Source organism: Klebsiella sp. K-3, assembly GCF_051207495.1.
GTDB classification, from domain to species: Bacteria; Pseudomonadota; Gammaproteobacteria; order Enterobacterales; family Enterobacteriaceae; genus Klebsiella; species Klebsiella aerogenes.
Genome location: NZ_JBPNXF010000022.1, coordinates 1 through 26,131 on the forward strand (window position 1 = coordinate 1; position 26,131 = coordinate 26,131).

At 55.3% G+C, this 26,131-nt stretch carries 27 protein-coding genes and 1 tRNA gene; 19 read left to right on the top strand and 9 right to left on the bottom strand.

Annotation, left to right across the window (positions count from 1 at the left end):
• Window positions 1-159 precede the first annotated feature (159 nt).
• On the top strand, window positions 160-963 hold the full coding sequence (dkgB, locus tag ACSEMK_RS23350) for a 2,5-didehydrogluconate reductase DkgB (protein ID WP_049061038.1): 804 nt from the start codon (window positions 160-162) through the stop codon (window positions 961-963).
• A gap of 47 nt (window positions 964-1,010) precedes the next feature.
• Here the strand turns inward: dkgB and yafC are convergent, their stop codons facing one another.
• Complete coding sequence (gene yafC, locus ACSEMK_RS23355; RefSeq protein WP_123273271.1) at window positions 1,011-1,913, bottom strand: DNA-binding transcriptional regulator YafC; 903 nt, start codon at window positions 1,911-1,913, stop codon at window positions 1,011-1,013.
• Window positions 1,914-2,017: 104 nt separating this feature from the next.
• On the opposite strand from yafC, the gene ACSEMK_RS23360 reads away from it, so the two are divergent.
• The 3 genes from ACSEMK_RS23360 (at window position 2,018) to ACSEMK_RS23370 (ending at window position 4,966) form a co-directional block, all read left to right on the top strand.
• Complete coding sequence (locus ACSEMK_RS23360) at window positions 2,018-3,208, top strand: MFS transporter (RefSeq protein ID WP_430915541.1); 1,191 nt, start codon at window positions 2,018-2,020, stop codon at window positions 3,206-3,208.
• A gap of 103 nt (window positions 3,209-3,311) precedes the next feature.
• Window positions 3,312-4,109, top strand: a complete 798-nt coding sequence (locus ACSEMK_RS23365; RefSeq protein ID WP_015704463.1) for an endonuclease/exonuclease/phosphatase family protein — start codon at window positions 3,312-3,314, stop codon at window positions 4,107-4,109.
• 86 nt (window positions 4,110-4,195) lie between these two features.
• On the top strand, window positions 4,196-4,966 hold the full coding sequence (locus ACSEMK_RS23370) for a class I SAM-dependent methyltransferase (protein ID WP_430915542.1): 771 nt from the start codon (window positions 4,196-4,198) through the stop codon (window positions 4,964-4,966).
• Window positions 4,967-5,020: 54 nt separating this feature from the next.
• Here the strand turns inward: ACSEMK_RS23370 and mltD are convergent, their stop codons facing one another.
• Together mltD and gloB are read right to left on the bottom strand one after the other, a co-directional pair.
• Entirely contained in the window at window positions 5,021-6,388 is a 1,368-nt protein-coding gene (gene mltD, locus ACSEMK_RS23375; protein ID WP_087859100.1) for a murein transglycosylase D, read from the bottom strand.
• Between the two features lie 71 nt (window positions 6,389-6,459).
• A complete protein-coding gene (gene gloB, locus ACSEMK_RS23380) occupies window positions 6,460-7,215 on the bottom strand; it encodes a hydroxyacylglutathione hydrolase (protein WP_213317738.1) in 756 nt (251 codons plus the stop codon).
• A gap of 33 nt (window positions 7,216-7,248) precedes the next feature.
• Here gloB and ACSEMK_RS23385 point away from each other — a divergent pair, with 33 nt between their 5' ends.
• Window positions 7,249-7,971, top strand: a complete 723-nt coding sequence (locus ACSEMK_RS23385) for a class I SAM-dependent methyltransferase (RefSeq protein WP_047047163.1) — start codon at window positions 7,249-7,251, stop codon at window positions 7,969-7,971.
• Here ACSEMK_RS23385 and rnhA read toward each other — a convergent pair.
• Complete coding sequence (gene rnhA / locus ACSEMK_RS23390) at window positions 7,968-8,435, bottom strand: ribonuclease HI (RefSeq protein ID WP_015368126.1); 468 nt, start codon at window positions 8,433-8,435, stop codon at window positions 7,968-7,970. The two genes, ACSEMK_RS23385 and rnhA, sit on opposite strands and share 4 nt — an antisense overlap.
• 64 nt (window positions 8,436-8,499) lie before the next feature.
• Here rnhA and dnaQ point away from each other — a divergent pair, with 64 nt between their 5' ends.
• Both dnaQ and ACSEMK_RS23400 read left to right on the top strand, forming a co-directional pair.
• The gene (dnaQ, locus tag ACSEMK_RS23395; RefSeq protein ID WP_015368125.1) at window positions 8,500-9,231 is read left to right on the top strand and encodes a DNA polymerase III subunit epsilon; all 732 of its coding nucleotides are present in this window, start codon (window positions 8,500-8,502) and stop codon (window positions 9,229-9,231) included.
• 133 nt (window positions 9,232-9,364) lie between these two features.
• Window positions 9,365-9,441 (top strand) — tRNA-Asp (locus tag ACSEMK_RS23400).
• 60 nt (window positions 9,442-9,501) lie between these two features.
• On the opposite strand, the gene ACSEMK_RS23405 is transcribed toward ACSEMK_RS23400, so the two are convergent.
• Window positions 9,502-10,383: a LysR family transcriptional regulator gene (locus ACSEMK_RS23405; protein WP_430915543.1), complete on the bottom strand. Its 882-nt coding sequence runs from the start codon at window positions 10,381-10,383 to the stop codon at window positions 9,502-9,504.
• A 103-nt stretch (window positions 10,384-10,486) separates the two neighbouring features.
• Between ACSEMK_RS23405 and eamB the strand changes: the two genes are divergently transcribed.
• On the top strand, window positions 10,487-11,077 hold the full coding sequence (gene eamB / locus ACSEMK_RS23410; protein ID WP_430915544.1) for a cysteine/O-acetylserine transporter: 591 nt from the start codon (window positions 10,487-10,489) through the stop codon (window positions 11,075-11,077).
• Between the two features lie 30 nt (window positions 11,078-11,107).
• Here eamB and ACSEMK_RS23415 read toward each other — a convergent pair whose 3' ends face one another.
• Together ACSEMK_RS23415 and fadE are read right to left on the bottom strand one after the other, a co-directional pair.
• The gene (locus tag ACSEMK_RS23415; protein WP_430915545.1) at window positions 11,108-11,878 is read right to left on the bottom strand and encodes an amidohydrolase; all 771 of its coding nucleotides are present in this window, start codon (window positions 11,876-11,878) and stop codon (window positions 11,108-11,110) included.
• Window positions 11,879-12,047: 169 nt separating this feature from the next.
• Complete coding sequence (fadE, locus tag ACSEMK_RS23420) at window positions 12,048-14,492, bottom strand: acyl-CoA dehydrogenase FadE (RefSeq protein WP_047047387.1); 2,445 nt, start codon at window positions 14,490-14,492, stop codon at window positions 12,048-12,050.
• A gap of 240 nt (window positions 14,493-14,732) precedes the next feature.
• On the opposite strand from fadE, the gene lpcA reads away from it, so the two are divergent.
• Together lpcA and ACSEMK_RS23430 are read left to right on the top strand one after the other, a co-directional pair.
• Window positions 14,733-15,314, top strand: a complete 582-nt coding sequence (lpcA, locus tag ACSEMK_RS23425; protein WP_004099149.1) for a D-sedoheptulose 7-phosphate isomerase — start codon at window positions 14,733-14,735, stop codon at window positions 15,312-15,314.
• Between the two features lie 96 nt (window positions 15,315-15,410).
• A complete protein-coding gene (locus ACSEMK_RS23430; RefSeq protein ID WP_015368120.1) occupies window positions 15,411-16,178 on the top strand; it encodes a class II glutamine amidotransferase in 768 nt (255 codons plus the stop codon).
• Here ACSEMK_RS23430 and dpaA read toward each other — a convergent pair.
• On the bottom strand, window positions 16,149-16,889 hold the full coding sequence (dpaA, locus tag ACSEMK_RS23435; protein ID WP_113374924.1) for a peptidoglycan meso-diaminopimelic acid protein amidase: 741 nt from the start codon (window positions 16,887-16,889) through the stop codon (window positions 16,149-16,151). The genes ACSEMK_RS23430 and dpaA overlap by 30 nt on opposite strands.
• A gap of 409 nt (window positions 16,890-17,298) precedes the next feature.
• Between dpaA and ACSEMK_RS23440 the strand changes: the two genes are divergently transcribed.
• The 7 genes from ACSEMK_RS23440 to nqrM are packed head-to-tail and all read left to right on the top strand — an operon-like array spanning window position 17,299 to window position 23,362.
• Entirely contained in the window at window positions 17,299-18,645 is a 1,347-nt protein-coding gene (locus tag ACSEMK_RS23440) for a Na(+)-translocating NADH-quinone reductase subunit A (protein ID WP_046884266.1), read from the top strand.
• A gap of 3 nt (window positions 18,646-18,648) precedes the next feature.
• Complete coding sequence (locus ACSEMK_RS23445) at window positions 18,649-19,887, top strand: NADH:ubiquinone reductase (Na(+)-transporting) subunit B (RefSeq protein ID WP_015704471.1); 1,239 nt, start codon at window positions 18,649-18,651, stop codon at window positions 19,885-19,887.
• Window positions 19,880-20,674: a Na(+)-translocating NADH-quinone reductase subunit C gene (locus ACSEMK_RS23450; protein WP_032707491.1), complete on the top strand. Its 795-nt coding sequence runs from the start codon at window positions 19,880-19,882 to the stop codon at window positions 20,672-20,674. The genes ACSEMK_RS23445 and ACSEMK_RS23450 overlap by 8 nt, the downstream gene beginning before the upstream one ends.
• Complete coding sequence (locus ACSEMK_RS23455; protein ID WP_002889716.1) at window positions 20,667-21,305, top strand: NADH:ubiquinone reductase (Na(+)-transporting) subunit D; 639 nt, start codon at window positions 20,667-20,669, stop codon at window positions 21,303-21,305. The genes ACSEMK_RS23450 and ACSEMK_RS23455 overlap by 8 nt, the downstream gene beginning before the upstream one ends.
• A 6-nt stretch (window positions 21,306-21,311) precedes the next feature.
• Window positions 21,312-21,908, top strand: a complete 597-nt coding sequence (gene nqrE / locus ACSEMK_RS23460; protein WP_015368115.1) for an NADH:ubiquinone reductase (Na(+)-transporting) subunit E — start codon at window positions 21,312-21,314, stop codon at window positions 21,906-21,908.
• A 12-nt stretch (window positions 21,909-21,920) separates the two neighbouring features.
• Window positions 21,921-23,144, top strand: coding sequence for an NADH:ubiquinone reductase (Na(+)-transporting) subunit F (nqrF, locus tag ACSEMK_RS23465; RefSeq protein WP_213317729.1), 1,224 nt, complete (start codon window positions 21,921-21,923; stop codon window positions 23,142-23,144).
• A gap of 2 nt (window positions 23,145-23,146) precedes the next feature.
• On the top strand, window positions 23,147-23,362 hold the full coding sequence (gene nqrM, locus ACSEMK_RS23470; RefSeq protein WP_101827581.1) for a (Na+)-NQR maturation NqrM: 216 nt from the start codon (window positions 23,147-23,149) through the stop codon (window positions 23,360-23,362).
• A gap of 55 nt (window positions 23,363-23,417) precedes the next feature.
• Here the strand turns inward: nqrM and ACSEMK_RS23475 are convergent, their stop codons facing one another.
• A complete protein-coding gene (locus tag ACSEMK_RS23475; RefSeq protein WP_271031964.1) occupies window positions 23,418-24,278 on the bottom strand; it encodes a glycerophosphodiester phosphodiesterase family protein in 861 nt (286 codons plus the stop codon).
• A gap of 159 nt (window positions 24,279-24,437) precedes the next feature.
• Here ACSEMK_RS23475 and dinB point away from each other — a divergent pair, with 159 nt between their 5' ends.
• On the top strand, window positions 24,438-25,493 hold the full coding sequence (gene dinB / locus ACSEMK_RS23480) for a DNA polymerase IV (protein WP_430915546.1): 1,056 nt from the start codon (window positions 24,438-24,440) through the stop codon (window positions 25,491-25,493).
• Between the two features lie 2 nt (window positions 25,494-25,495).
• Window positions 25,496-25,957: a GNAT family N-acetyltransferase gene (locus tag ACSEMK_RS23485; RefSeq protein ID WP_271031966.1), complete on the top strand. Its 462-nt coding sequence runs from the start codon at window positions 25,496-25,498 to the stop codon at window positions 25,955-25,957.
• The last annotated feature ends 174 nt before the right edge of the window (window positions 25,958-26,131 follow it).

Genomic DNA, 26,131 nt, shown 5'->3' on the forward strand with positions numbered 1-26,131 from the left:
GAAGCCCTGAGCATCTGCTCAGGGCTTTTTTGTTTCTCCATTCTAATTATTGCTAAATCAGCAAAAATCCTCTGCATTTATCGATCTTTTTCCCAGCCCGACCTTCAACCATAATGGTCTCAGTTAAGCGAAATGAATAATTAACGAGGAACATCTATCATGGCAATCCCTGCATTTGGTCTTGGCACTTTCCGTCTGCAAGACGACGTAGTCATCAACTCTGTAAAAATGGCGCTGGAGCTGGGCTATCGTACTATCGATACCGCACAGATCTATGAAAATGAAGCCGCTGTTGGTCAGGCTATCGCGGAAAGCGGCGTGCCGCGTGATGAACTGTTCATCACCACCAAAATCTGGATCGAAAACCTGAGTAAAGACAAGCTGATCGCCAGCCTGAAAGAGAGTCTTCAGAAGCTGCGTACCGATTATGTTGATCTGACGCTGATTCACTGGCCGTCGCCGAACGATGCGGTTGCTGTTGAAGAGTTTATGGCTGCGCTGATGGAAGCGAAGAAACTGGGGCTGACCCGTCAGATCGGTATCTCTAACTTCACTATTCCACTGATGGAGCGTGCGATTGCCGCCGTTGGCGCTGAAAATATCGCGACCAACCAGGTTGAACTGTCTCCGTACCTGCAGAACCGTAAAGTGGTGGATTGGGCGCGTGAACACGGTATCCACATCACCTCTTATATGACGCTGGCCTACGGTAAAGCGCTGAAAGATGAAGTGATTGCCCGTATCGCGGCGAAACATAATGCGACCCCGGCACAGGTAATCCTGGCGTGGGCGATGGGCGAAGGCTATGCGGTTATTCCATCTTCCACCAAGCGTGAAAACCTGGCGAGCAACCTGAAAGCGCTGGATCTGAAGCTGGATGATGAAGATCGTAAAGCGATTGCCGCGCTGGATTGCAACGACCGACTGGTAAGCCCGGAAGGTCTGGCGCCGAAGTGGGATTAATCCACTGATTCCGGCAGACGGTTGATGCCGCTGCCGGACGATAGTTTTTACAGCTCCTTCGGGAGCTGTTTGACATGCTCACTCAGAAAGTCAATAAATGCCCTGATACGCGTGCTGACGGCTCTATCACTGTAGTACACCGCACTGAAAGGCATCTCCACCGGCAAGCGCTTGTCGGCAAGTAGCTCCACAAACTCCCCGCTGGCAATCTCTTTATCCACCATATAATCCGATAGACAGGCAATACCATTGCCGCCAAGACAGAGCTGTTTTAGCGTTTCGCCACTGTTAGAGGTAATTTCGCAACCCACTTCCAGTAATTGTCCATCGTTGGCGGCAATAGGCCAGGTATTCAACGAGACGGGTTCGGTGAATCCCAGACAGAGATGATCCGCAAGATCTTCCGCATTTACCGGCGTGCCGTAGCGGGTGATATAATCAGGCGAAGCGATGATCTTACGGTAACTATTGAATAGCGGACGGGCGCGCAGGCTGGAATCTGTGAGGGTACCCGCGCGGATCGCAACGTCGACTTTGCGTTCGATAAGATTAATGAAGGTTTCCGAGGAGACCAGCGAGAGCGTCATTTCCGGATAACGTTCACGAAATGGTTTTACCAGCGGCATTAAAAAATGCAGCATCACCGGCGTGGCGGCATCAACGCGGAGCAATCCGCGAGGGGTGGTACGCGTCTCCAGAAGCTCATTTTCGGCAGCCGCCATTTCCTGCAACACCACCTGCATGCGGCGGAAATAACGCTCACCTTCTTCTGTCAGGCTCAGCTGGCGCGTGGTCCGGTTTAACAAACTAACGCCTAGCTTTGATTCCAGCTTTTTGACTGCCCGGCTGACGGCAGAGTTTGCCTGTCCGAGCTGCTCGGCCGCCCGGCTAAAACTGCCGCTTTCCACTACGGCGACGAAGATAGCGATCTCTTCTGACGTGGCTCTCATTGTTGCACCTATAGCAAAATTCTATTGAGATTTTGATGGTTTTTGTTATTTAAACATCCCTTCATACTACGTGTCATCTTAATCCTGATGCTACGGAGTAAATTATGCCACTGGCGCTACTTGCATTAACCATCGGTGCCTTTGCTATTGGCACTACCGAATTTGTGATCGTCGGTCTGGTACCGACCATTGCCGAACAACTGGCTATTTCGCTGCCGTCTGCGGGCCTGCTGGTTTCCATCTACGCGCTAGGCGTGGCGGTTGGCGCGCCGGTGCTGACCGCGTTAACCGGGCGCATGCCGCGTAAGCAGCTCCTGCTGGCGTTAATGGTGCTTTTTACCGCCGGTAACCTGCTAGCGTGGCAGGCCCCGGGTTATGGCACTTTGATTGTGGCCCGCCTGCTGACCGGCCTGGCGCACGGCGTATTCTTTTCTATCGGCTCGACGATTGCCACCAGCCTGGTGCCAAAAGAGAAAGCTGCCTCGGCCATTGCTATCATGTTCGGTGGCCTGACGGTCGCGCTGGTAACCGGGGTGCCGTTCGGGACATTCATCGGTCAGCATTTTGGCTGGCGTGAAACGTTCCTCGCGGTATCGATTCTGGGCGTCATTGCGCTTATCAGCAGCCTGATCCTGGTACCAAATAATATTCCGGGCCGTGCCGGAGCTAGCCTGCGCGATCAGATGAAAGTTTTGACTCATCCGCGCCTGTTGATGATCTACGCGATTACCGCGCTGGGCTATGGCGGCGTGTTTACCGCATTTACTTTCCTCGCGCCGATGATGCAGGACCTGGCTGGCTTTAGCCCGTCTGCGGTCAGTTGGATCCTGCTGGGTTACGGTATCTCTGTCGCTATCGGTAACGTGTGGGGCGGTAAGCTCGCTGATAAACATGGCGCTGTCGCCGCGTTGAAGTTTATCTTCGCTGCGTTGGTGGTACTGTTGCTGGTCTTCCAGTTCACGGCTAATCTGCACTACGCCGCTCTGGCAACGGTACTGGTGATGGGGATTTTCGCCTTCGGCAACGTTCCGGGTCTGCAGGTCTATGTGGTACAAAAGGCTGAACAGTACACGCCGGGCGCCGTTGATGTTGCTTCTGGTTTGAACATCGCTGCCTTCAATATTGGTATTGCCCTCGGTTCGGTCATTGGTGGACAGACGGTCGAGCTGTATGGTCTGGCGCAGACGCCGTGGATTGGCGCGCTGATTGTGCTGGTTGCTTTGCTACTAGTCCTACTGAGCGGTCGTTTAGATAAATCTCCACGCCGTTCGGCAGCCGTTTCTCTCGAAGGATAAGGCTTTCTCGCAAATTGCATTGAAAGTGTATGGGAAAATCCCTATAACAGAAGAACCAGCCGCAGTCGGGCTGGTTTCCTGTTATCGAGGTTCAATGCCCAAATTGCGAAAGAATACCTATGCCATGCGCTATGTCGCCGGACAACCTGCGGAGAGAATCTTGCCTCCGGGGGCGTTTGCGGGCGTCAGTCCGGTTTATCCCGCCGGCGCGCCATTAAGCAGCGATGAGAAAATTCGCGTGCTGGTGTGGAATATCTTCAAGCAGCAGCGTGCTGAATGGCAGTCGGTACTCAAAAATTTCGGCAAAGACGCGCATCTGGTCCTGTTGCAGGAGGCGCAAACCACCCCTGAGCTGGTCCGGTTCGCGACTTCAAACTATCTGGCCGCCGATCAGGTGCCGGCGCTGGTATTGCCGCAGCATCCTTCCGGCGTGATGACGCTGGCCTCCGCTCACCCCATCTATTGCTGTCCCTTGCGCGAGCGCGAACCTATTTTACGTTTGCCTAAATCGGCGTTAGTGACCGTTTATCCGCTGCCCGATGCACGGCTGTTAATGGTGGTGAATATCCATGCGGTTAATTTTAGTCTTGGCGTCGATGTCTATAGTAAACAGCTGCTGCCAATTGGCGATCAGATTGCCCATCACAGCGGGCCGGTAATCATGGCTGGTGATTTCAACGCCTGGAGCCGCCCGCGGATGAATGCGTTGTACCGCTTTGCGCGTGAGATGTCGTTACGCGAGGTTCGTTTCTCTGACGATCAGCGCCGCCGCGCGTTTGGTCGCCCGCTCGATTTTGTGTTCTACCGTGGATTAAGCGTGCACGATGCTTCCGTGCTGGTGACCCGCGCCTCCGATCACAACCCGCTACTAGTCGAATTCAGTCCCGGCAAGCCTGATTAATTAAGGTATGTCAGGCCTGCCATCGGGCAGGTCTGCGTTCAGCACGATGCTGCCCTTTATTACTCAAACCACCGAAGGACAACACAATGACAACACGCTCTCATCATGACAACGTCGAAAAGCAGTTTGGCTCACAGGCAAGCGCCTATCTGACCAGCGCCGTGCACGCCTCCGGGCGCGATCTGCAGCGTCTGGCGGAACGGCTGGCGGATTTCCCGCAGGCAACGTTGCTGGATATGGGATGCGGGGCAGGGCACGCTAGCTTTACCGCTGCCGGCCAGGTAGCGCAGGTTACCGCGTATGATTTATCGAGCCAGATGCTGGAGGTTGTTGCTCAGGCGGCAAAAGACAAAGGCTTTACCAACATCGTCACTCAGCAGGGGTATGCTGAAAAGCTGCCGTTTGCCGACGCCAGTTTTGATGTGGTGATTAGCCGCTACTCCGCTCACCATTGGCATGATGTCGGCCAGGCGCTGCGCGAGGTGAAACGCGTGCTGAAGCCGGGCGGGGTGATGATCATCATGGACGTGATGTCTCCGGGGCATCCGGTACGTGATGTCTGGCTGCAGACCGTAGAAGCGCTGCGCGACACTTCGCACGTGCGTAATTACTCCAGCGGCGAGTGGCTGGCGCTGGCCAACGACGCAGGCCTGGCGATCAATCATTTATTGACCGACCGTCTGCCGCTGGAGTTTAGCTCCTGGGTCGCGCGAATGCGCACGCCTGAGGCGCTGGTGGAGGCGATTCGCTTATATCAGCAGAGCGCATCGGCGGAGGTTAAAGTCTACTTCGAATTACAACAGGACGGATCGTTTACCAGCGATACCATCATGTTTGAAGCGCATAAAGCAGTGTAACGCTGGCAATAAAAAAGGCACCGGGGAAGCGGTGCCTTTCTCATTATCCTGGAATCAGGATTCAGGTCTGTCGTTGTTTTTCACAAACAACGTTAGCTGATCCCCTGGCTTCAGGTTATCGGTATCGCTGTTCCAGCGCATAACGTCGCGGATATTGACGCCGTGGCGTTTTGCGATGCTCGACAGCGAGTCGCCCTTACGAACACGATAGGTGATGCTATCGCTGTTGTTCGCCAGACGTTGCGCACTGCTGCCTGCGCCGACAACCAGATTTTGCCCGACTTTAAGCCCAGAACCGCGCAGGTTATTCCACTGCTGCAGATCCCTGGTGGTAACGCCGAGACGCGAAGCAATCCCGGAAATTGTGTCGCCAGAACGTACCTTATAGCTACGGCTGGTCAGCGGCGTATTGTCAGCAAGCTGCGTCGGCTGTACGGCGGCAATGTCGCCAGAGGCCAGAGATTCACGCAGTTGCGCTGCGTGCTTCTGAGGCACCATGACGTACTTTGGCCCGCTAGCGCCAAGCGTGGACCCCTTTACGCCGGCGTTGAAGGTTTTCAGCTTGCTAACCGGCATTCCTGCCATGTCCGCGAGCTGAGAAATCTCAACCGGGCTATCGAGGCGAACGCGCGCCAACGCCCGGCTTTCATCAGCCGTGGGCAGCTTCACGCCGTAACGCTTGCTGTTTTTGAGAATATCGCTCAAAGCCAGCATTTTTGGCACGTAGACCTTGGTTTCATGCGGCAGCGAGAGCGACCAGAAATCGGTGGGTTTACCACGCGAACGGTTCGCCTTCACGGCCTTCATTACCCGGCCTTCGCCGCTGTTATATGCCGCGACGGTCAGTAACCAGTCGCCGTCGAACATTTTGTTCAGACGTTGCATCATGTCCAGCGCCGCGGTAGTAGACGCGACGACATCACGACGCGCATCGTAACTGCGGGTCTGTTTTAAACCATAATTGCGCCCTGTGCTCGGAATGATCTGCCAAATGCCTGCGGCATTGGCGCCAGACGTCGCGTGTGGGTCAAAAGCGCTCTCCACTATGGGTAGTAATACCAGTTCCATTGGCATGTTACGTTTCTTAACTTGCCCGGCTATCCAGTACATATACGGTTCAGCCCGTAAAGTTACATCGTGGAGATAGCTCTTATTACGTAAGTACTTCTGTTTCTGTTCGCGAATCCGGGGGTTTTCCGGAATTCCCATCTTTAGCTCGTCGCTTATGGAAGTCCACAGATCCTGGTCTTGCGCGTAGAGGGTTCCATCATCTAACCATCGCGCCTGACTTGTGAACTTGCCTGCTTCCCCTTGACCAGCTGCAGAAAGGCTCTGTGCTCGCTGCTCTACGGTGCCGTCGTGCTTCGACGCCTGGCACCCTACCAGCAGGACAGAGGCGAGTAATATCGCTCGTGCCTTCATGTGTGTGTCAATAGTTGCTTAAAAGACGAGCAAGGATAACGGTGAAGGCCGAGGATGACAAGCGTTAAATCTCAGAAGTCATCTTTCTTTGACCTTAACCATGCAAATCTCTGCGCTGAGTGTTGCAAATTTGTTTCTTTGGATATTTCTTTAATTAAATCATTGTCATCCGTACGTAAAAATAAATTTATACGGCGTTCATTTTTCAGAGTAACGGGTAGTGTCTTTTGGTTTTTTGCGCGTAACTCATTAACTTTATGGTAGTAATCCTTTATATCCATATCATCTGGCAGGATACTCAATGCAAACTTCATGTTTGCTAAAGTGTACTCATGTGCGCAACAAATTAGTGTGTCATCGGGAAGGGCGTTTATTTTCATAAATGATTGATACATTTGGTCTGCTGTACCTTCGAACAATCTGCCACAGCCTCCGGAAAACATTGTATCGCCACAAAATAGATAAGGTTCGCTGTAGAAACAGATATGTCCTAATGTGTGACCGGGAGTGGAGAAAATAGAAAATTCGCGGCCCAAAACAGTAATGCTATCGCCATCAGATACAATATCCGTGCTTCCCTTATCCTGGGTTTCTGCCGGCCCGTAAACCACAAGTTGCGGGAACTTTTGCCGCAGTTCTTTCACGCCGCCAACATGATCGTGGTGGTGGTGGGTTAACAAAATCGCTTCTGGCTGCCAGCCGTTTTCTTCAATGGCCGCGAGTACCGGCGCGGCTTCGCCCGGGTCGACTATCACACAACGACGGCTATCGTCGCTAAGAACCCAGATGTAGTTGTCCTGAAATGCAGGAATACTGATAAGATTCATAAATTACCTCTCAAAGCGTTGCGGAAGGTTGCGATGAAGCCGGCAAGGATACCTCATACAATTACAGCTCCAGAGCATTGGTCCAGTATGCCGTGGGGTGAATACTATCGCGAGTCGCTGGAACGGCATATGAAACCGTGGCTGGCTAAATTATATGGCTTTCATCTACTTAAGATTGGCAATCTGAGCGCGGAAATCAATACCGAAGCCTGCGCGATCTCCCATCAGGTGAACGTTTCGCTGGGGGGAAGTCCTATCCAGGTCAAAGCCGACCCACTCTATCTTCCTTTCGCCGCCAAATCTGTGGATGCCTGTTTACTGGCGCATACTTTGCCATGGTGCAGCGATCCGCACCGGCTGTTGCGGGAAGCTGACCGCGTGCTGATTGACGATGGCTGGATGATTTTGACCGCCTTTAATCCGATGAGCCTCGTCGGATTGCGCAAAGTGACGCCGATCCTGCGAAAAACTATCCCCTATAACAGCCGGATGTTTACCATGACGCGACAGCTTGACTGGCTGGCGCTGCTCAATTTTGAGGTGCTGCACTACGGTCGCTATCAGGTGCTGCCCTGGTCGAAGCAGGGGGGGAAAATGTTAAGTACTCATCTGCCGGCTTTGGGGTGTTTGCAGATGATCGTCGCGCGGAAAAGAACCATTCCGCTGACGCTAAATCCGATGAAGTCCGGGAAGGCGAAGACGCAGCTGCGTCCGGCCGTTGGCGCCACCAGGCAGTGGCGCGACGGGGGAAATTAGCTTTCCGGCTGATAGCCGACGTCGTCCAGCGTGGGGTTAGACGCCGCAGCGCGCGCGAGTTCGTCACAGCGTTCGTTTTCCGGGTGCCCGGCATGGCCTTTGACCCATTCCCACTTAATTTGATGCTGGCCGAGAGCGGCATCAAGACGTTTCCACAGATCGACATTTTTAACCGGCTTTTTGTCCGCGGTTTTCCAGCCGCGTTTTTTCCAGTTATGGATCCACTGGGTTATCCCCTGGCGGACGTACTGGCTATCGGTGCTTAGCACCACTTCGCAATGCTCTTTAAGCGCTTCGAGAGCGACGATGGCAGCCATCAGTTCCATGCGGTTGTTAGTCGTCAGGCGGTAGCCCGCGCTGTAGGTTTTTTCATGCTGGCGATAGCGCATAATAGCGCCGTAGCCGCCAGGCCCAGGATTTCCCAGGCAAGAACCATCGGTGAAAATTTCTACCTGTTTGAGCATCTCTGGTAGACTTCCTGTAATTGAAATCGATATGTAAACGACAAGTCTGACATAAATGACCGCTATGAGCACTGCAATTACACGACAGATTGTTCTCGATACCGAAACCACCGGTATGAACCAGATCGGCGCCCACTATGAAGGGCATAAGATCATCGAGATCGGCGCCGTAGAGGTGATCAACCGTCGCCTCACCGGTAATAACTTCCATGTTTACCTGAAGCCCGACCGGCTGGTGGACCCTGAAGCCTTCGGCGTTCACGGTATTGCCGATGAATTCCTCATGGATAAGCCGACATTTGCCGACGTTGCCGATGAGTTCATGGAGTATATCCGCGGCGCGGAGCTGGTCATCCATAACGCATCGTTCGATATCGGCTTTATGGATTATGAATTCAAAAAGCTGAACCGCGGCATTGAGAAAACGGAGACCTTTTGTAAGGTCACCGATAGCCTGGCGCTGGCGCGTAAGATGTTCCCCGGCAAGCGTAACAGCCTCGATGCGCTCTGTTCACGTTATGAGATAGACAACAGCAAGCGTACGCTGCACGGGGCGTTGCTCGATGCCCAGATACTGGCCGACGTCTATCTGATGATGACCGGCGGGCAGACCAGCATGGCGTTTTCGATGGAAGGGGAAGGCCAACAGCAGGCCGGCGATATTGGAATACAGCGCGTTGTCCGCGCCGCCAGTAAATTACGCGTGGTTTATGCCTCTGACAGCGAGCTGGCGGACCATGAATCGCGTCTCGATCTGGTGCAGAAGAAGGGCGGAAGCTGCCTGTGGCGCGCCTGATTGCCGACAATATGCGCTAAAAATAGGCGGGCGGGCTAATTTTGCAGCAAACGATTCAAAAGTGAAGAAAAAGCGTTGACGACGATGTAGGGAAACCGTAATATTCGCCTCGTTCCCAACGGAACAACAACGCGGAGCGGTAGTTCAGTCGGTTAGAATACCTGCCTGTCACGCAGGGGGTCGCGGGTTCGAGTCCCGTCCGTTCCGCCACTATTCAGAAGGCCTGAGTCAGCAATGATTCAGGCCTTCGTCGTTTGGGGGAATTATCATTTAATCCGCCCCTAACGCCTCCTCAACACACTGCATAAATACCCGCATTGCCGGGCTGACCACTTTACCGGCGTGATGGGCGCATATCGCGTTAATAGTGAGTGGAATATCGCTGAACGGGAGTTCAACCAGCGTACCGCGCTTAAGCTCTTCCTCAACGGCGAAACGCGGCAGATAGCTGACGCCAAGATTGCTCGCCACGCACTGCTTTATACTTTCGATACTCCAGAGCTCAATGGTATTTTCCAGGGTAATGGCGCGCTGACGCAGCGTGCTTTCAAAAATCTGCCGAAATACGCACTGTGGCTCATTGATAACAAAGCTCAGCGGAATATGTTGCCCGCAGTGGGTAAAATCGACCGCCGGATGCTGCGGCGAGGCGACCAGCGTCAGCGACTGCACTCCAAAGCTTTTCATGGTTAACGCGTCATCGTTGCCAACCCGATAAAACACGCCTAAATCGGCGCTATCGTTGAGTAGCGCATCGCGGATGACATAACAGTTGAGCGACTGCAGCGATAAGCGTACCTGCGGCGCCCGTTGTTTAAAGCGCTGTAGCACCTGCGGCATTTTATAGGCCAGCAGGGTTTCCCCACAGGCAACGCGAAGCTCGCCAGCCGGTTCGCCATCCTCGCGAGCCGCCTCGCGAATGGTTTCCATCACCCTCGCCAGTTCATGGACGTGCTGCAGCACCTTTTTACCGGATTCGGTCAGGCACATGCGGCGGCCAATTTTTTCAAACAGCTGAACGGCAAGCTCTTGCTCAAGCTGTTGAATATGAAAGGTCACCGTGGATTGCGTACAGCATAGCTTTTGTGCTGCGCGTAAAAACGAGCCTTCTTCCACTACCGTTTTGAGAGTAATAAAACGCCGCAGATCCATTTCGCCACCAACTATCGAAAACATCGAATTCAGAATCAAAAAACATTCATTTTTTTAAATGAATGGCATCGGGTACTGTCTGCCAAAACGAAGGAGAAGACAAGTGACCCCAGCTTTGATTAGTGCTTTTTTGACTTATACCCTGATAACCGCGCTGACTCCCGGCCCTAATAATATTCTTGCCCTCAGCAGCGTCACCTCCCATGGCTTACGCCGCAGCCTGCGGGTGCTGGCGGGGATGAGCGTCGGTTTTATTATCACCATGCTGATTTGCGCGGCGTTAACCTTTTCGCTGGTGGAACTCGACTCGCGATTTACCCGGATATTGGGATGGATTGGCGCGGCGTATATCCTGTGGCTGGCCTGGCAGATAGCCAAAAGCAAACCGGGGGCAGGCGCGCTGAGTACAGAGCCGGTGGGGTTCTGGGCGAGCCTGGGGCTGCAGTTCGTCAACGTAAAAATTATTCTGTATGGCATCACCGCGCTCTCTACCTTTGTCCTGCCCGTTACCCGCGAGCCGGTTTGGCTCATCAGCGTGAGTCTGCTGCTGGCGGCGATTGGCGCGCTGGGAAATCTGTGCTGGGCGCTGGCGGGGCATCTGTTTCAGCGCCTGTTTTTGCTGTACGGGCGCCAACTAAACTGGGTGTTGGCAGCGTTATTGGTCTACTGCGCTTTGCGGATCGTGGTGGAATAAAAAGGGAGCGCAGCGGCTCCCGAAAAGTGTTTAGCCGATCGTGAAAGGATCGGCATCCTGCCAGGCCGGAAATTTCTCGCGATACTCCTGCAGCGCGGCCAACGACAGATCGGCATCGAGCCGCGTCGCCTGATGCGGTTCGGCGGTGGCGATAATCTCTCCCTGCGGGCTAATGATACGGCTATCGCCCCGATAGTGGTGGCCGTTGCCATCGGTGCCGACGCGGTTGCAGCCGGCGACGTAGGCCTGGTTTTCAATGGCTCTGGCGACCAGCAGCGATTGCCAGTGTAGCGAACGCGGGGCAGGCCAGTTAGCAACATACAGCGCCAGGTCGTAATCGTTGTGGTTACGCGACCATACCGGGAAGCGCAGGTCATAGCACACCAGCGGCAGAATCCGCCAGCCGCGCCATTCAAAGACCACTCGTTCGGTTCCTGCCTCATAATGGTGATGTTCATCCGCCATGCGGAACAGGTGACGCTTATCGTAAAAATGCGTTTTACCGCCGGGCTCTACCAGCAGAAAGCGGTTCACCGGGCCGCGGTCGGTCTGCAATGCCGCGCTACCGGCAATCAGCGCGTTGGTCTGCTCCGCTTTCGCCTGCATCCACTCAACGACCTCTTCCTGCGGCATCGACTGCTTCGCCGCTTCCATGGCAAAACCAGTAGTAAACATCTCAGGCAGTACAATGATGTCGCGCCCGCTCACTTCTTCCAGCTGACGATCGAAATGGCGCAGGTTGGCGGGACCATCCATCCACACCAGCGGTTGCTGCAACAGCGTAATTTTCAAGCCAGGCACAGTGGTGAACTCCATTATAAAGAGGGCGTTTAGATAATTTTAATACCATATCAGCAGCGGGAGGCGGCATGGAATATTTTGTTAAAAAAATGCTACTTTGGCGGGGGAGTAACAAATGAAAAGGCGGGGAAATTCCCCGCCTTCGTCGTGATGTGCAGTATTGCTTTTATTATGCCGCTTCAATCTTGCGGATTTTTTCCGGCAGCTTTACCGGTTTGGTCGCCAGTTCATCCGCCGCGAAATCATCAACGTTAATACTGCGCAGACGGCTGGTTTCTGCACGGGTCAGGATTGCGGCTTCCTCCTGATTAATTAACCCTTTGGCCAGCGCATTAGTGGCCAGCTCATCCAGGCGGGTGAACGGCAGATTTTTACCCAGCTCTTTGCAGATGCGCTGGTGGATTGGATCCGCCGCCATCACATCCAGCAGCGCCTCTTCCAGCAGGCCAACCGGGTTATGTTCGCTTGGCGTCAGGTACTGACCGCGACCGATACGAGAGCGGGTCGCGCTCGGAACCTGTAGGATTTTCGCCACTTTATGATCCAGCTTATCGGACGGCGCATCGTAGTGACGGCCGGTCGGGAAGATGGCGAGACGTAGCGCGCCTGCGACAAAGCGGTTCGGGAAGTTCTTCAGCAGGTCATCGATAGCCTGCTCCGCCTGATACAGCGCATCCTGCACGCCCCAATGGACCAGCGGCAGATCCGCTTCATTACGGCCTTCATCGTCATAACGTTTCAGCACCGCCGATGCCAGATAAAGCTGGCTCAGCACGTCGCCGAGACGCGCGGAGATACGTTCGCGACGCTTCAGGCTGCCGCCCAGCACCGCCATTGATACATCCGACAGCAGGGCCAGGTTGGCGCTCAGGCGGTTCATGTGCTGATAGTAGCGGCGCGTGGTGTCACGGGTCGGCGCGCTGCTGGTGCGGCCGCGAGTCAGGCCCAGCCAGAAGCTGCGTACTTTGTTGCTACCAACGTGGCCGATATGTTTAAACAGCAGCTTGTCGAAGGCGTTAACGTCATTGTTCTGCGCGGCGGCCATCTCATCCAGTACATACGGATGGCAGCGAATCGCCCCTTGACCAAAGATCATCATGCTGCGGGTGAGGATATTCGCCCCTTCAACGGTAATGGCGATCGGCGCGCCCTGATAAGCGCGGGCAAGGAAGTTGCCTTCGCCCAGCATGATGCCTTTACCGCCGGTAATATCCATAGCGTCAATGATTGAACGCTGGCCACGGTGTGTACAATGATATTTAACGATTGCCGACAGCACCGCCGGTTTCTCGCCAAGCATAATCCCGTAGGTAATCAGCGAAGCGGCGGCGTCCATTACGTAGGCGTTGCCTGCGATACGCGCCAGCGGCTCTTCGATCCCTTCCATTTTACCAATCGAGATTTTGAACTGACGGCGAATGTGGGCGTAGGCGCCCGTCGCCATGGCGACGGATTTCAGGCCGCCGGTGGCGTTGGACGGCAGAGTAATGCCGCGCCCCACGGACAGGCACTCAACCAGCATACGCCAGCCCTGGCCGGCCATGCTCGGGCCGCCGATGATGTAATCGATCGGTACGAAAATATCTTTACCGCGAGTAGGGCCGTTCTGGAACGGCACGTTCAGCGGGAAGTGACGACGGCCAATTTCCACGCCCGGCGTTGAGGTAGGGATCAACGCGCAGGTGATACCTAGCTCTTCCTCGCCGCCCAGCAGACGGTCCGGGTCTGAGAGTTTGAAAGCCAGGCCCAGCACGGTGGCGATCGGCGCGAGGGTGATATAGCGCTTGTTCCAGGTCAGGCGCATACCCAGCACCTGCTGACCCTGCCAGTCGCCCATACAGACTACGCCGGTATCCGGGATCGCGCCGGCGTCGGAGCCCGCTTCCGGGCTGGTCAACGCGAAGCATGGGATCTCCTGACCACGCGCCAGGCGCGGCAGGTAGTGATTTTTCTGCTCTTCGGTACCGTAATGTTGCAGCAGTTCTCCCGGCCCTAACGAGTTAGGCACGCCGACGGTGATCGCCAGGATCCCGGAAACGCCGGACAGCTTTTGCAGCACGCGAGACTGGGCATAGGCGGAAAACTCCAGCCCGCCGTACTCTTTTTTAATGATCATCGCGAAGAAGCGATGCTCTTTCAGGTACGCCCACAGCTCCGGCGGCAGATCCGCCATCTCATGGGTAATTTCGAAGTCGTTCGCCATGCGGCAGGCTTCTTCTACCGGGCCGTCGATGAAAGCCTGCTCTTCGGCGGTGAGGCGCGGCTGCGGATAGTTATGCAGCTTGTGCCAGTCCGGGTTGCCGCGGAACAGATCGCCTTCCCACCAGGTGGTGCCTGCATCGATGGCTTCTTTTTCCGTACGCGACATCGGCGGCATTACTTTACGGAAAGCGCGGAACGCCGGGGCGGAGAAAAGGGATTTACGCATCGGCGCAAAGTTGAACGGCAGCAGGATAATCGCCAGCGGCAGCAGCAGCCAGATATTCCACAGCCCCGCCACGCTGAGCGCCGCGGTCCAGGCGAGCAAAATCACGCTGCTGAGAAGCAGGCTGACTCGGTGATAGAAGAGCACGCCGAGTAACACTACGGTTGCAACAATACTCAAAATCATCATAGAGAAATGCTCCCTTATCTTGTAGGAGGTCTGACCACTTGTGATGTATTGGTTGTAGTGGATGTAATTTGTTTTAGCAATGTGTTTACAAAATAATTACAACCTTGCTCACATTGTTGGCTGGAAAAGCGGCACGTAAAATCAAAAGGACGGGGGATAACGTCGCCTGCTGCTTCTCGCTTCGGCGGCTATCCGGTACACTGCCAGGGTTATTCCAACCAATACTGAAGGATTATCCTCATGTACCAGGATCTTATTCGTAACGAACTGAACGAAGCCGCGGAAACGCTGGCCAACTTTCTGCAGGACGAGGCCAACATTCATGCTATCCAACGCGCGGCGGTACTGCTGGCGGATAGCTTCAAAGCTGGCGGTAAAGTGCTTTCCTGCGGCAACGGCGGTTCTCATTGCGATGCGATGCATTTTGCGGAAGAGCTGACCGGGCGTTATCGCGAAAACCGCCCTGGTTATCCGGCGATCGCTATCTCTGATGTCAGCCATCTGTCCTGCGTGAGTAATGATTTTGGCTATGAATACGTCTTCTCCCGCTACGTTGAATCGGTTGGCCGCGCAGGCGATGTTCTGCTGGGGATCTCCACTTCCGGCAACTCCGGCAACGTGATCAAAGCGATTGAAGCCGCTCGTGCGCAGGGAATGAAAGTGATCACCCTGACCGGTAAAGACGGCGGCAAAATGGCGGGTTCCGCCGATGTTGAAATCCGCGTACCGCATTTCGGTTACGCCGATCGCATTCAGGAGATTCACATTAAGGTGATTCATATTCTGATTATGTTGATCGAAAAAGAGATGGTTAAAGCTTAACTTGCCATGATGACGGCGCCGTGGCTTCCATGTTGAGGAGCCGCGGCGACAAGGCTTTAGCGGCAGGATATTTTGTGCAGTGGTATGAGGTGATCTATGTGCGAATTGCTCGGGATGAGCGCCAATGTGCCGACCGATATCTGTTTTAGCTTCTCCGGGCTGGTTCAGCGCGGGGGCGGCACCGGGCCGCATAAAGACGGCTGGGGCATTACCTTTTACGAAGGGAAAGGGTGTCGCACATTTAAAGATCCGCAGCCGAGCTTTCAGTCGCCGATAGCCAAACTGGTACAGGATTATCCCATCAAATCCTGTTCCGTCATCGCCCATATCCGTCAGGCTAACCGCGGCGAGGTGGCGCTGGAAAACACCCATCCGTTTACTCGCGAGCTGTGGGGGCGCCACTGGACCTACGCCCATAACGGCCAGCTCAAAGGTTATAAATCGCTGAAGACGGGGAATTTCCGCCCGGTGGGCGAGACCGACAGCGAAACGGCTTTCTGCTGGCTGTTGCACCGTTTAACCGAGCGCTATCCGCGCACGCCGGGCAATATGGTCGGCGTGTTTAAATACATCGCGACGCTGGCGGGCGAAATGCGTGAGAAGGGCGTGTTTAATATGCTGTTATCGGACGGGCGCTATGTAATGGCGTACTGTTCAACCAACCTGTACTGGATCACCCGTCGGGCGCCGTTTGGCGTGGCGAAGCTGCTGGATCAGGATGTGGAAATTGATTTTCAACGTGAGACCACACCAAACGATGTGGTCTCCGTTATCGCCACTCAGCCGCTGACCGGCAATGAGGCCTGGAATAAAATCATGCCAGGCGAGTGGGCGTTATTTTGCCTCGGGGAGCGTATAGTTTGAGGCCAGCTGCGGCTGGATAACCTCGTGGCTGAGCGGCTTGCTGACGATATAGCGGCCATCCATCACCGAAACCACCGGCGGTTTGTGGGTCTGCTGGAAGTAGTCATAGCCTGGCTTCAGCTGCTTCCAGAAATCCGAATAGTACGAGAACTTATGCCGCGCCATGTTGGCGTCGGTCATCCGGAACGGATAGATGCTGACCTGCACGCTTGGCTGGCCAAATACCAGCGCGCCGGTGACAAACTGGAAGATCTCGTCAATGCCGGTGTCGGTCATCGCGTAGCAGCCGACGGAAACGCAGGCGCCGTGGATCATCAGGTATTTACCTTCATAGCCGTGCGCGCGATCGTAGGCATTCGGGAAGCCGATATTGATCGCTTTATAAAAGCGGCTGTCTGGTTTTAGCTGACTGCGCGAGACGTTATAAAATCCTTCCGGACTTTTAAAATCGCCCTGGCGTTGCTTCGGCCCGAGGCCGCCGGAGTAGTTACAGATCCGGTAGCTATCGAGAAGCTGGTAGGTTTCGCCCATTTTGACATAGAGATCGAGCATCCGCTCTTCTTTGAAGATCTCAATATAAACGGGGGAGCCCATTAACTGCTGTTTATATTCTTTGCTAACCGGCGTTGTCGGGCTGTTACTGCTGAGTAACCCAGCAAATGACACGCACGGCAACAGAAGCATCGCAATAAAGAATGCGATTTTGCGCATACTGCTTGTTCCTTGATAAAACAAAAAACCACATGCCAGGACGGCAAGAGATACCCGAAATCAGAGTTTTCTGGATTTAGAGCGCTCACATTAGCATCACGGCAGTTTTTCGCAAGCACGGTGTGGCTGCGTTTACAATTTAATGTTCCTTTATAGCGAATATTGCCGCAAAGCGCAGTGAGAACTTTGCGCAATAGCTCGCATTTTAGAAGCACTTATTGGCGCTTTTCCTACTTCTGCCACTCACAAAATGTTACACTCCCGCCGTTTATGACCAGGGTAAGAAAGGATGCTTCTCTCCCGTCTTGTGCCCCCGTGGCACCGCTATTCCTTTCTTATTCTGATATTCCATCAATAATGCTGGCCTCGGCTTGAGCCGGGGTTTAGGTTACGGATACCTGCTAACGATATGATTAAAATCACGAAAGGGCTGGATTTGCCCATAGCTGGCATGCCATTACAGCAGATCTCGTCCCGGCCTGCGGTGAAACGCGTCGCGCTGCTCGGCGAGGAGTACGTCGGCATGCGCCCCTCGATGGCGGTGAGCGAAGGCGATCGGGTGCAGAAAGGCCAGGTGCTGTTCGAAGACAAAAAGAACGCCGGGGTACGTTTTACCGCGCCAGCCAGCGGGGTAGTTAGCGCCATTCATCGCGGCGAGCGCCGGGTGCTGCAATCGGTGGTGATTGACGTCGACGGCAGTAATGATGCGGTGTCGTTTACCCGCTACGCATTAGAAGATCTTAACGATTTAGCGCGGGAAGCGGTGCAGCAACAGCTGCTGGACTCCGGGCAGTGGACGGCGTTTCGTACCCGTCCATTCAGCAAAATTCCCGCGCCGGGCAGCGTTCCGGCGGCTATCTTCGTCACCGCTATTGATACTAACCCGCTGGCGGCTGAACCGCAGCCGATTATCCTGGCCCAGCGTGAAGCCTTTGATGCCGGTCTGACGGTGCTAACGCACCTGACGGACGGTAAAGTCCACGTCTGTCAGGCCAGCGGCGGCAAGCTGGGCGGCCATCCCGCCGGGCAGGTGACATTCAACCAGTTTAGCGGCCCGCATCCGGCAGGGCTTGCCGGTACGCACATTCACTTCCTTGAGCCGGTCAGCCTGACCAAACAGGTCTGGCATCTCAACTATCAGGAGGTCATCGCCATCGGCAGACTGTTCCTCGACGGCGAGCTGTACAGCGACCGCGTCATTGCCCTTGGCGGCCCGCAGGTAAAACAGCCGCGATTGCTGCAAACCTGTCTCGGCGCCAGCCTCGATGAACTGCTGGCGGGCGAGCTGGTGGATGATGAAAACCGGGTAATTTCCGGTTCAGTCTTGAGCGGCACCCATGCCTGCGGCCCTCACGCTTTCCTCGGGCGCTACCATTTGCAGGTCAGCGTGGTACGAGAAGGCCGTGAAAAAGAGCTGTTTGGCTGGGTGATGCCGGGCAAAGAGAAGTTCTCGATTACCCGTACCACCCTTGGTCATTTCTTTAAGCGCAAGCGCTTTAATTTCTCCACTGATACTAACGGCGGTGAGCGGGCGATGGTGCCGATCGGCAACTATGAGCGGGTAATGCCGCTGGATATTCTGCCCACCATATTGCTGCGCGATCTGCTCGCCGGCGATAGCGATAGCGCCCAGGCGCTGGGCTGTCTGGAGCTGGATGAAGAAGATCTGGCGCTCTGCACCTACGTTTGTCCGGGCAAATATGAATACGGCCCGGCGCTGCGCAGCGTGTTAACCCAGATTGAGCAGGAAGGATAAGAGATGGGCTTAAAGCACCTGATTGAGAAACTTGAGCCGCATTTCACCCACGGCGGCAAGTTAGCAAAATATTACCCGCTGTATGAAGCGGCGGCGACAATCTTCTACACCCCGGGTTTAGTCACCCGCGGCGCCGCGCACGTACGTGACGCCATCGACCTCAAGCGGATGATGATCCTCGTCTGGTTTGCAGTGTTTCCGGCGATGTTCTGGGGCATGTACAACGTCGGCTTGCAGACAATTCCGGCGCTGCACAAGCTATACGGCGCCGAACAGCTGCAGCAGGTGATTGCCAACAACTGGCACTATAGCGTTGCCCAATGGTTAGGGGTGAGCTTCAGCGCCGATGCCGGGTGGCTCAGCATGATGACGCTGGGGGCGGTATTTTTCCTGCCTATCTACCTGACCGTATTCATCGTTGGCGGTTTTTGGGAAGTACTGTTCGCGATTGTGCGCAAACATGAGATCAACGAAGGCTTTTTCGTTACCTCGATTCTCTTCGCGCTGATTGTGCCGCCCACGATGCCGCTATGGCAGGCGGCGCTGGGGATCTCCTTCGGCGTGGTGATTGCCAAAGAAATTTTCGGCGGCACCGGGCGCAACTTCCTCAACCCGGCGCTGGCGGGGCGCGCGTTTCTGTTCTTTGCCTACCCGGCGCAGATTTCCGGCGACCTGGTATGGACGGCGGCGGACGGTTTTTCCGGCGCGACGCCGCTCTCCCAGTGGGCCAGCGGCGGCGGTGAAGCGCTGGTTAACGTCGCCACCGGCATCCCGGTGAGCTGGATGGACGCCTTCCTTGGCAATATTCCCGGCTCGATTGGCGAAGTGTCGACGCTGATGATCCTCATCGGCGGCGCGTTCATTATCTTTGCCCGTATCGCCTCCTGGCGCATCGTCGCCGGGGTGATGGTCGGCATGATCGCCACCGCCACGCTGTTTAACTTTATCGGTTCCGATACCAACCCCATGTTCTCGATGCCGTGGTACTGGCATCTGGTGCTCGGCGGTTTCGCCTTCGGCATGATGTTTATGGCGACTGACCCGGTATCGGCTTCCTTTACCGATAAAGGTAAATGGAGCTACGGCCTGCTGATTGGCGTGATGTGCGTACTGATTCGCGTCGTCAACCCGGCCTATCCGGAAGGGATGATGTTGGCGATTCTGTTCGCCAACCTGTTTGCGCCGCTGTTCGATTACCTGGTGGTGCAGGCCAATATCAAGCGGAGGAAGTCGCGTGGCTGAGAAGAAAAGTAACGATAGCATCGGCAAAACGCTGCTGGTGGTGCTGGTGCTTTGTCTGGTGTGCTCCATTGTGGTCGCCGGTTCCGCCGTGGGCCTCAAGTCGCGTCAGCAGGAACAACGCGCGCTGGATAAACAGCGCAATATCCTGGCCGTCGCCGGCCTGATGCAGCAGGGGATGGATGCTGACGCGGTGGCGGAAACCTTCGCCGCGCGCATTACCCCGCGGCTGGTCAATCTGGCGACCGGCGAACTGCTGGATAAAGACCCGGGCAAATTTAATCAGGCTCAGGCGCTGAAAGATCCACAGCAGAGCATCGCGCTCGACGTAAGCCAGGATCCGGCCGGGATTAAACGCCGCAGCAACCTGGCGGAAATTTACCTGGTGCGTGACGCGCAGCAGCAGATCCAGGAAGTCGTGCTGCCTATCTATGGCAATGGCCTGTGGTCAATGATGTACGCCTTCGTGGCGCTGGACGTCGATGGGCGTACGGTGAAAGGCATTACTTACTACGATCAGGGCGAAACGCCGGGGCTGGGCGGTGAGGTGGAAAACCCGAACTGGCGTCAGCAGTTTGTCGGTAAGCAGGTGCTGGATGACAACGGCATGCCGTCGTTGAAGGTGGTAAAAGGCGGCGCGCGCGCAGGCGATCTCCACGCGGTTGACGGTTTATCCGGCGCCACGCTGACATCAAACGGCGTGCAGCATAGCTTTGATTTCTGGATGGGCGAACTGGGCTTTGGTCCGTTCCTGAAAAAGGTTCGTGAGGGAGAGCTGAATAATGGCTGAACAGAGCGATATGAAAGAGGTGAAGCGCGTGCTGGTGGGGCCGCTTATCGCCAATAACCCCATCGCCCTGCAGGTGCTCGGCGTCTGCTCCGCGCTGGCGGTGACTACCAAACTGGAAACCGCCTTCGTGATGACCATTGCGGTGACGCTGGTGACGGCGTTTTCCAGCATGTTTATCTCTATGATTCGCCACCATATTCCCAATAGCGTACGTATCATCGTGCAGATGGCGATCATCGCCTCGTTGGTTATCGTGGTGGATCAGCTGCTGCGGGCTTTCGCCTATGAGACCTCTAAGCAGCTGTCGGTGTTCGTCGGGCTTATCATCACGAACTGTATCGTGATGGGGCGTGCCGAAGCTTATGCCATGAAATCGCCGCCGCTGGCCAGCTTTATGGATGGTATCGGTAACGGTCTCGGTTACGGCGCGATCCTGATTATCGTCGGCTTCCTGCGCGAGCTTATCGGCAGCGGCAAGCTGTTTGGTATCACCGTACTGGAAACGGTGCAGAACGGCGGCTGGTATCAGCCGAACGGCCTGTTCCTGCTGGCGCCGAGCGCGTTCTTCATTATCGGTTTGCTGATTTGGGCCCTGCGTAGCTGGAAGCCTGAACAGCAGGAAAAGGAGTAACCGGTCATGGCTCATTACATTAGCCTGTTTGTCCGCGCGGTGTTCGTTGAGAACATGGCGCTGGCCTTCTTCCTCGGGATGTGTACCTTCCTCGCGGTGTCGAAAAAGGTTTCCACCGCGTTTGGCCTCGGCGTTGCGGTCACGGTGGTGCTGGGTCTTGCCGTACCGATCAACAATCTGGTCTATAACCTGGTGCTGCGCGACGGCGCATTGATGGAAGGCGTAGACCTCAGCTTCCTTAACTTCATCACCTTTATTGGGGTGATTGCGGCGCTGGTGCAAATACTTGAGATGATCCTCGATAAGTACTTCCCGGCACTCTATAACGCGTTAGGGATCTTCCTGCCGCTTATCGCCGTTAACTGCGCTATTTTCGGCGGCGTGTCGTTTATGGTGCAGCGCGATTACAACTTCCCGGAATCTATTGTCTACGGCTTTGGTTCCGGTATTGGCTGGATGCTGGCGATTGTCGCGATGGCGGGGATCCGCGAAAAAATGAAGTACGCCAACGTGCCCGCCGGTCTGCGCGGGTTAGGGATCACCTTTATCACCACCGGACTGATGGCGCTCGGCTTTATGTCATTCTCCGGTGTGCAGCTATAAGGGCGGAAAAGTATGGAAATTATTCTTGGCGTGGTGATGTTCACGCTGATCGTGCTGGTCCTGTCGGGGCTCATCCTGGTGGCGCGCTCGAAGCTGGTGAACGCGGGCGACGTGGTTATTGAAATCAATAACGAAGCGGATAAACAGATCCGCACCCCGGCGGGTGACAAACTGCTGAACACGCTCTCCAGCAACGGTATCTTCGTCTCTTCCGCCTGCGGCGGCGGCGGCTCCTGCGGCCAGTGCCGGGTGACCATCAAAGAAGGTGGCGGCGATATTCTGCCGACCGAGCTTTCGCATATCACCAAACGCGAAGCCAAAGAAGGGTGCCGCCTGGCCTGCCAGGTGGCGGTGAAGCAGAATATGAAAATTGAGCTGCCGGAAGAGATTTTCGGCGTGAAAAAATGGGAGTGCGAGGTTATCTCTAATGATAACAAAGCGACCTTCATTAAAGAGCTCAAATTACGGGTGCCGGATGGTGAAGCGGTGCCGTTCCGCGCCGGCGGTTATATTCAGATCGAATGCCCGTCGCATAAAGTGGCCTATGCCGACTTTGATATTCCCGATGAATATCGCTCAGACTGGGACAAGTTCAACCTGTTCCGCTATGTCTCTGATGTGAAAGAGCCGACCCTGCGCGCCTACTCGATGGCTAACTACCCAGAAGAGGAGGGCATCATTATGCTCAACGTGCGTATCGCCACGCCGCCGCCGAAGGTACCGGATGCGCCGCCGGGGATTATGTCGTCCTATATCTGGTCGCTGAAGCCTGGCGATAAGGTGACGATTTCTGGGCCGTTTGGCGAGTTCTTTGCCAAAGAGACCGACGCCGAGATGGTGTTTATCGGCGGTGGCGCGGGCATGGCGCCGATGCGTTCGCACATCTTTGACCAGCTTAAGCGCCTGCACAGCAAGCGTAAAATCAGCTTCTGGTACGGTGCGCGTTCGCTGCGCGAAATGTTCTATGACGATGAGTTTGAACAGCTGGCGCGCGAAAACCCCAATTTTACCTTCCACGTCGCGCTCTCCGATCCGCTGCCGGAAGATAACTGGACCGGGCATACGGGCTTTATCCATAATGTTCTGTATGAAAACTATCTGCGCGACCATCCGGCGCCGGAAGATTGCGAGTTCTATATGTGCGGGCCGCCGGTGATGAACGCCGCGGTGATTAAAATGCTCAAAGACCTGGGCGTTGAAGATGAGAACATCATGCTCGACGACTTTGGAGGCTGATGATGTTGACGGTATTTGTCGCGACCTTTGTGATTTTTGCGCTGGTGATCCTCGGCATGTCCCTGGGCTACCTGGTGAAGCGTAAGAGTATTCAAGGCAGCTGCGGCGGGATCTCCTCGCTGGGGCTGGAGAAAGTCTGCGACTGTCCGGAACCGTGCGACGCGCGTAAGAAACGTCTCGCCCGCGAGGCACAGCGCCAGCAGCAGCGCATTCTCTAATGCGCCGACGGCGCTACGCTTGCGTTTTCAGGCCGCTTTCGCGGCCTTTTTTATCTTACTGCCAGCTTTTCGCCTGCGCCGGAGAGTCCACCATCACGCCGTCGGCGCCCAGTTCTTTCGCCGTACGATAATCTTCCGCGCTATTGATACCGAAGAAAATGATGTGGGCCTTACCCTGCGAGCGGAAGCAATCCATCGCCTCTTTATCCCAGGTGAGCATCGCCGGAGAAACGCCTTCACCGAGGGTAAACTTCTCGACTACCTCCACCTTGCGCTTCAGCTCCAGCCCGTACCACTTATCGCCATCGCGCTGGCTGTCTTGCTGACACTGGTGGCTGAGCGAAACGTTTGCAAGCCTGGTTCGGGTTTCGCTGCGGCTAACAAAGCGTGGGATTGGTTGCGGCAGAGCGGCGATATAGCGGTCTTCGGTGGAGTAAACCCGTACCCGCTCGAGGCTATGGGTGTTTTTTAACACCTCCAGCAGACGTTCGCCCATCACCACCGGATCGGCATCCGGTGATTTTATATCGATGTAGAAGAAGGTCTGCGGCCACTGCTGCAGCACGCTTTGCAAGGTCGGGATCGTGGCCTGCTTGCCGCGCCACGGATGGCTGTCATCGCCCCATTTCCAGCCGGCATCGACTTTTGCCAGCTCGGCGGCGGTTAAGCTTGAGATCTTGCCCTCGGCGTTGGTCAGGGCGGAGAGATCGCTTGAGCGATAGAGCACCGGTACGCCGTCGCGGCTTAGCTGTACCGTAATCCAGATGGCCTGCGCGTGGTTTTCCAGCGCCAGCTTGATGGCCGGTAAGGTGTTTTCCGGCGCATCGCCGGTGCCGCCGCGGTGGGCAATCAGCTGCGGGTTGGCGAAAGCGCTGCCGGTCGCCAGCAGACAGAGTAGCGTGAGTATTTTCTTCATGATTGTATCTTCCTGATTCATTATTTAAATGCATGAAAATAAACGTGATTTGTTTCACTTTTATGTTGTAACAGCTTTTTTGGCGGTTGAATTAAAAAAAGAATAAAATTCGCACGTAGTTTTGCTATGCTGTATGGGTATACAGTGTTGGGCAAGGCGATGCGTAAAATTATCCATGTCGATATGGACTGCTTCTTCGCAGCGGTGGAAATGCGTGACAACCCGGCGTTGCGCGATATCCCCATTGCCATTGGCGGCAGCCGGGTACAGCGTGGCGTGATTAGTACCGCGAACTATCCTGCGCGTAAGTTTGGCGTGCGCAGCGCAATGCCGACGGCGACGGCGCTTAAACTGTGTCCGCACCTCACGCTGCTGCCGGGGCGCTTTGATGCCTACAATGAAGCCTCGAACCATATCCGCGAAATTTTCTCCCGCTATACCTCATTAATCGAGCCGCTGTCGCTGGATGAAGCCTACCTTGACGTGAGCGACAGCGTACACTGCCACGGTTCTGCCACGCTGATGGCCCAGGAGATCCGCCAGACCATCGAGCACGAATTGAATCTCACCGCTTCGGCGGGGGTGGCGCCGGTTAAATTTCTCGCCAAAATCGCTTCAGATATGAACAAGCCGAATGGTCAGTTCGTCATTGCCCCGCACCAGGTGGCGGAATTTGTGCGGTCTCTGCCGCTGGCGAAAATCCCAGGCGTCGGGAAGGTGTCGGCGGCGAAGCTGGAAAATATGGGGCTGCGTACCTGTGGCGACGTGCAGAACAGCGATCTGGCGATGCTGCTTAAACGCTTTGGTAAGTTTGGGCGTATCCTGTGGGAGCGCAGCCACGGCATTGACGAGCGCGAAATCCATAACGATCGTCAGCGTAAATCGGTCGGCGTCGAGCGCACTCTGGCGGAGGATATTCACGAGTGGTCAGACTGCGAAGCGATTATCGAAAATCTCTATCCCGAGCTCGAACGCCGTCTGGCGAAGGTAAAACCGGATCTACTGATCGCCCGCCAAGGTATCAAACTGAAGTTTAACGATTTTCAGCTCACCACTCAGGAGCATGTCTGGCCGCGGTTAAACAAAGAGGATTTAATCGCGACCGCACGCAACGCCTGGCTTGAACGTCGGGGCAGCCGCGGCGTGCGGCTGGTGGGGTTACACGTGACGCTGCTCGACCCACAGCTCGAAAGACAACTGGTACTTGGACTATAACGATGTTAACGATCAGGTCGTATCTAGAAGATGATTTTCCGGCGCTGTGCGCCATTTTTTTGCGCGCGGTGAGAGAGACCGCCAGCCGGGATTATTCTCCCGCGCAAATTGCCGCCTGGGCGCAGGTTGATGAATCCCGCTGGCGGCAGAAACTTGCTCATTCGCAAGTGCTGGTGGCGGTTATTGATAATCAGCCGGTTGGATTTATCACTTCCGTTAATGATTATATCGACCTTTTATTCGTCTCGCCGGATTATACCCGCCGGGGAATAGGCCATGCGCTCATCGGGGCGGTCTGCGCCAGCCATCCGGGAAAGGTACTGTCGGTCGATGCGAGTATAACGGCACGATCCAGTTTTCTTCGTCAGGGATTCCGTGTCGCCGCTGAGCAGCGAGTAGAATCGCGTGGAGAGTGGTTCACCAACTATCGAATGGAAAAACGCGGTTCGGGGAAGGCTGAATAGATACTGTTATCGGTTTGCGACTTTTTTGGTCCGGGAAAAACACGAGTTTTGTGTTAATTCAGAGCACATTGCGCTCCCGATATTTCTTCTGCGTTATGGCTTTCCTGGCGCAGGGAGCGCACAGGGGGCGGCCAGTCGCCGCCGCCCCCTGTACCCCCGGGCTCTGGCCGCCAA

Excerpts from the sequence above, each read along its gene's own strand:
- dkgB (WP_049061038.1), top strand. The coding sequence starts at position 160 with ATGGCAATCCCTGCATTTGGTCTTGGCACTTTCCGTCTGCAAGACGAC.
- rnhA (WP_015368126.1), bottom strand. The coding sequence starts at position 8,435 with ATGCTCAAACAGGTAGAAATTTTCACCGATGGTTCTTGCCTGGGAAAT.
- ACSEMK_RS23475 (WP_271031964.1), bottom strand. The coding sequence starts at position 24,278 with ATGAAGAAAATACTCACGCTACTCTGTCTGCTGGCGACCGGCAGCGCT.
- ACSEMK_RS23370 (WP_430915542.1), top strand. The coding sequence starts at position 4,196 with ATGACAACACGCTCTCATCATGACAACGTCGAAAAGCAGTTTGGCTCA.
- nqrM (WP_101827581.1), top strand. The coding sequence starts at position 23,147 with ATGTTGACGGTATTTGTCGCGACCTTTGTGATTTTTGCGCTGGTGATC.
- mltD (WP_087859100.1), bottom strand. The coding sequence starts at position 6,388 with ATGAAGGCACGAGCGATATTACTCGCCTCTGTCCTGCTGGTAGGGTGC.
- ACSEMK_RS23405 (WP_430915543.1), bottom strand. The coding sequence starts at position 10,383 with ATGGATCTGCGGCGTTTTATTACTCTCAAAACGGTAGTGGAAGAAGGC.
- gloB (WP_213317738.1), bottom strand. The coding sequence starts at position 7,215 with ATGAATCTTATCAGTATTCCTGCATTTCAGGACAACTACATCTGGGTT.
- nqrE (WP_015368115.1), top strand. The coding sequence starts at position 21,312 with ATGGCTCATTACATTAGCCTGTTTGTCCGCGCGGTGTTCGTTGAGAAC.
- dpaA (WP_113374924.1), bottom strand. The coding sequence starts at position 16,889 with ATGCGCAAAATCGCATTCTTTATTGCGATGCTTCTGTTGCCGTGCGTG.
- ACSEMK_RS23430 (WP_015368120.1), top strand. The coding sequence starts at position 15,411 with ATGTGCGAATTGCTCGGGATGAGCGCCAATGTGCCGACCGATATCTGT.
- lpcA (WP_004099149.1), top strand. The coding sequence starts at position 14,733 with ATGTACCAGGATCTTATTCGTAACGAACTGAACGAAGCCGCGGAAACG.
- yafC (WP_123273271.1), bottom strand. The coding sequence starts at position 1,913 with ATGAGAGCCACGTCAGAAGAGATCGCTATCTTCGTCGCCGTAGTGGAA.
- dinB (WP_430915546.1), top strand. The coding sequence starts at position 24,438 with ATGCGTAAAATTATCCATGTCGATATGGACTGCTTCTTCGCAGCGGTG.
- fadE (WP_047047387.1), bottom strand. The coding sequence starts at position 14,492 with ATGATGATTTTGAGTATTGTTGCAACCGTAGTGTTACTCGGCGTGCTC.
- ACSEMK_RS23455 (WP_002889716.1), top strand. The coding sequence starts at position 20,667 with ATGGCTGAACAGAGCGATATGAAAGAGGTGAAGCGCGTGCTGGTGGGG.
- ACSEMK_RS23440 (WP_046884266.1), top strand. The coding sequence starts at position 17,299 with ATGATTAAAATCACGAAAGGGCTGGATTTGCCCATAGCTGGCATGCCA.
- ACSEMK_RS23445 (WP_015704471.1), top strand. The coding sequence starts at position 18,649 with ATGGGCTTAAAGCACCTGATTGAGAAACTTGAGCCGCATTTCACCCAC.
- nqrF (WP_213317729.1), top strand. The coding sequence starts at position 21,921 with ATGGAAATTATTCTTGGCGTGGTGATGTTCACGCTGATCGTGCTGGTC.
- ACSEMK_RS23385 (WP_047047163.1), top strand. The coding sequence starts at position 7,249 with ATGAAGCCGGCAAGGATACCTCATACAATTACAGCTCCAGAGCATTGG.
- ACSEMK_RS23485 (WP_271031966.1), top strand. The coding sequence starts at position 25,496 with ATGTTAACGATCAGGTCGTATCTAGAAGATGATTTTCCGGCGCTGTGC.
- dnaQ (WP_015368125.1), top strand. The coding sequence starts at position 8,500 with ATGAGCACTGCAATTACACGACAGATTGTTCTCGATACCGAAACCACC.
- ACSEMK_RS23360 (WP_430915541.1), top strand. The coding sequence starts at position 2,018 with ATGCCACTGGCGCTACTTGCATTAACCATCGGTGCCTTTGCTATTGGC.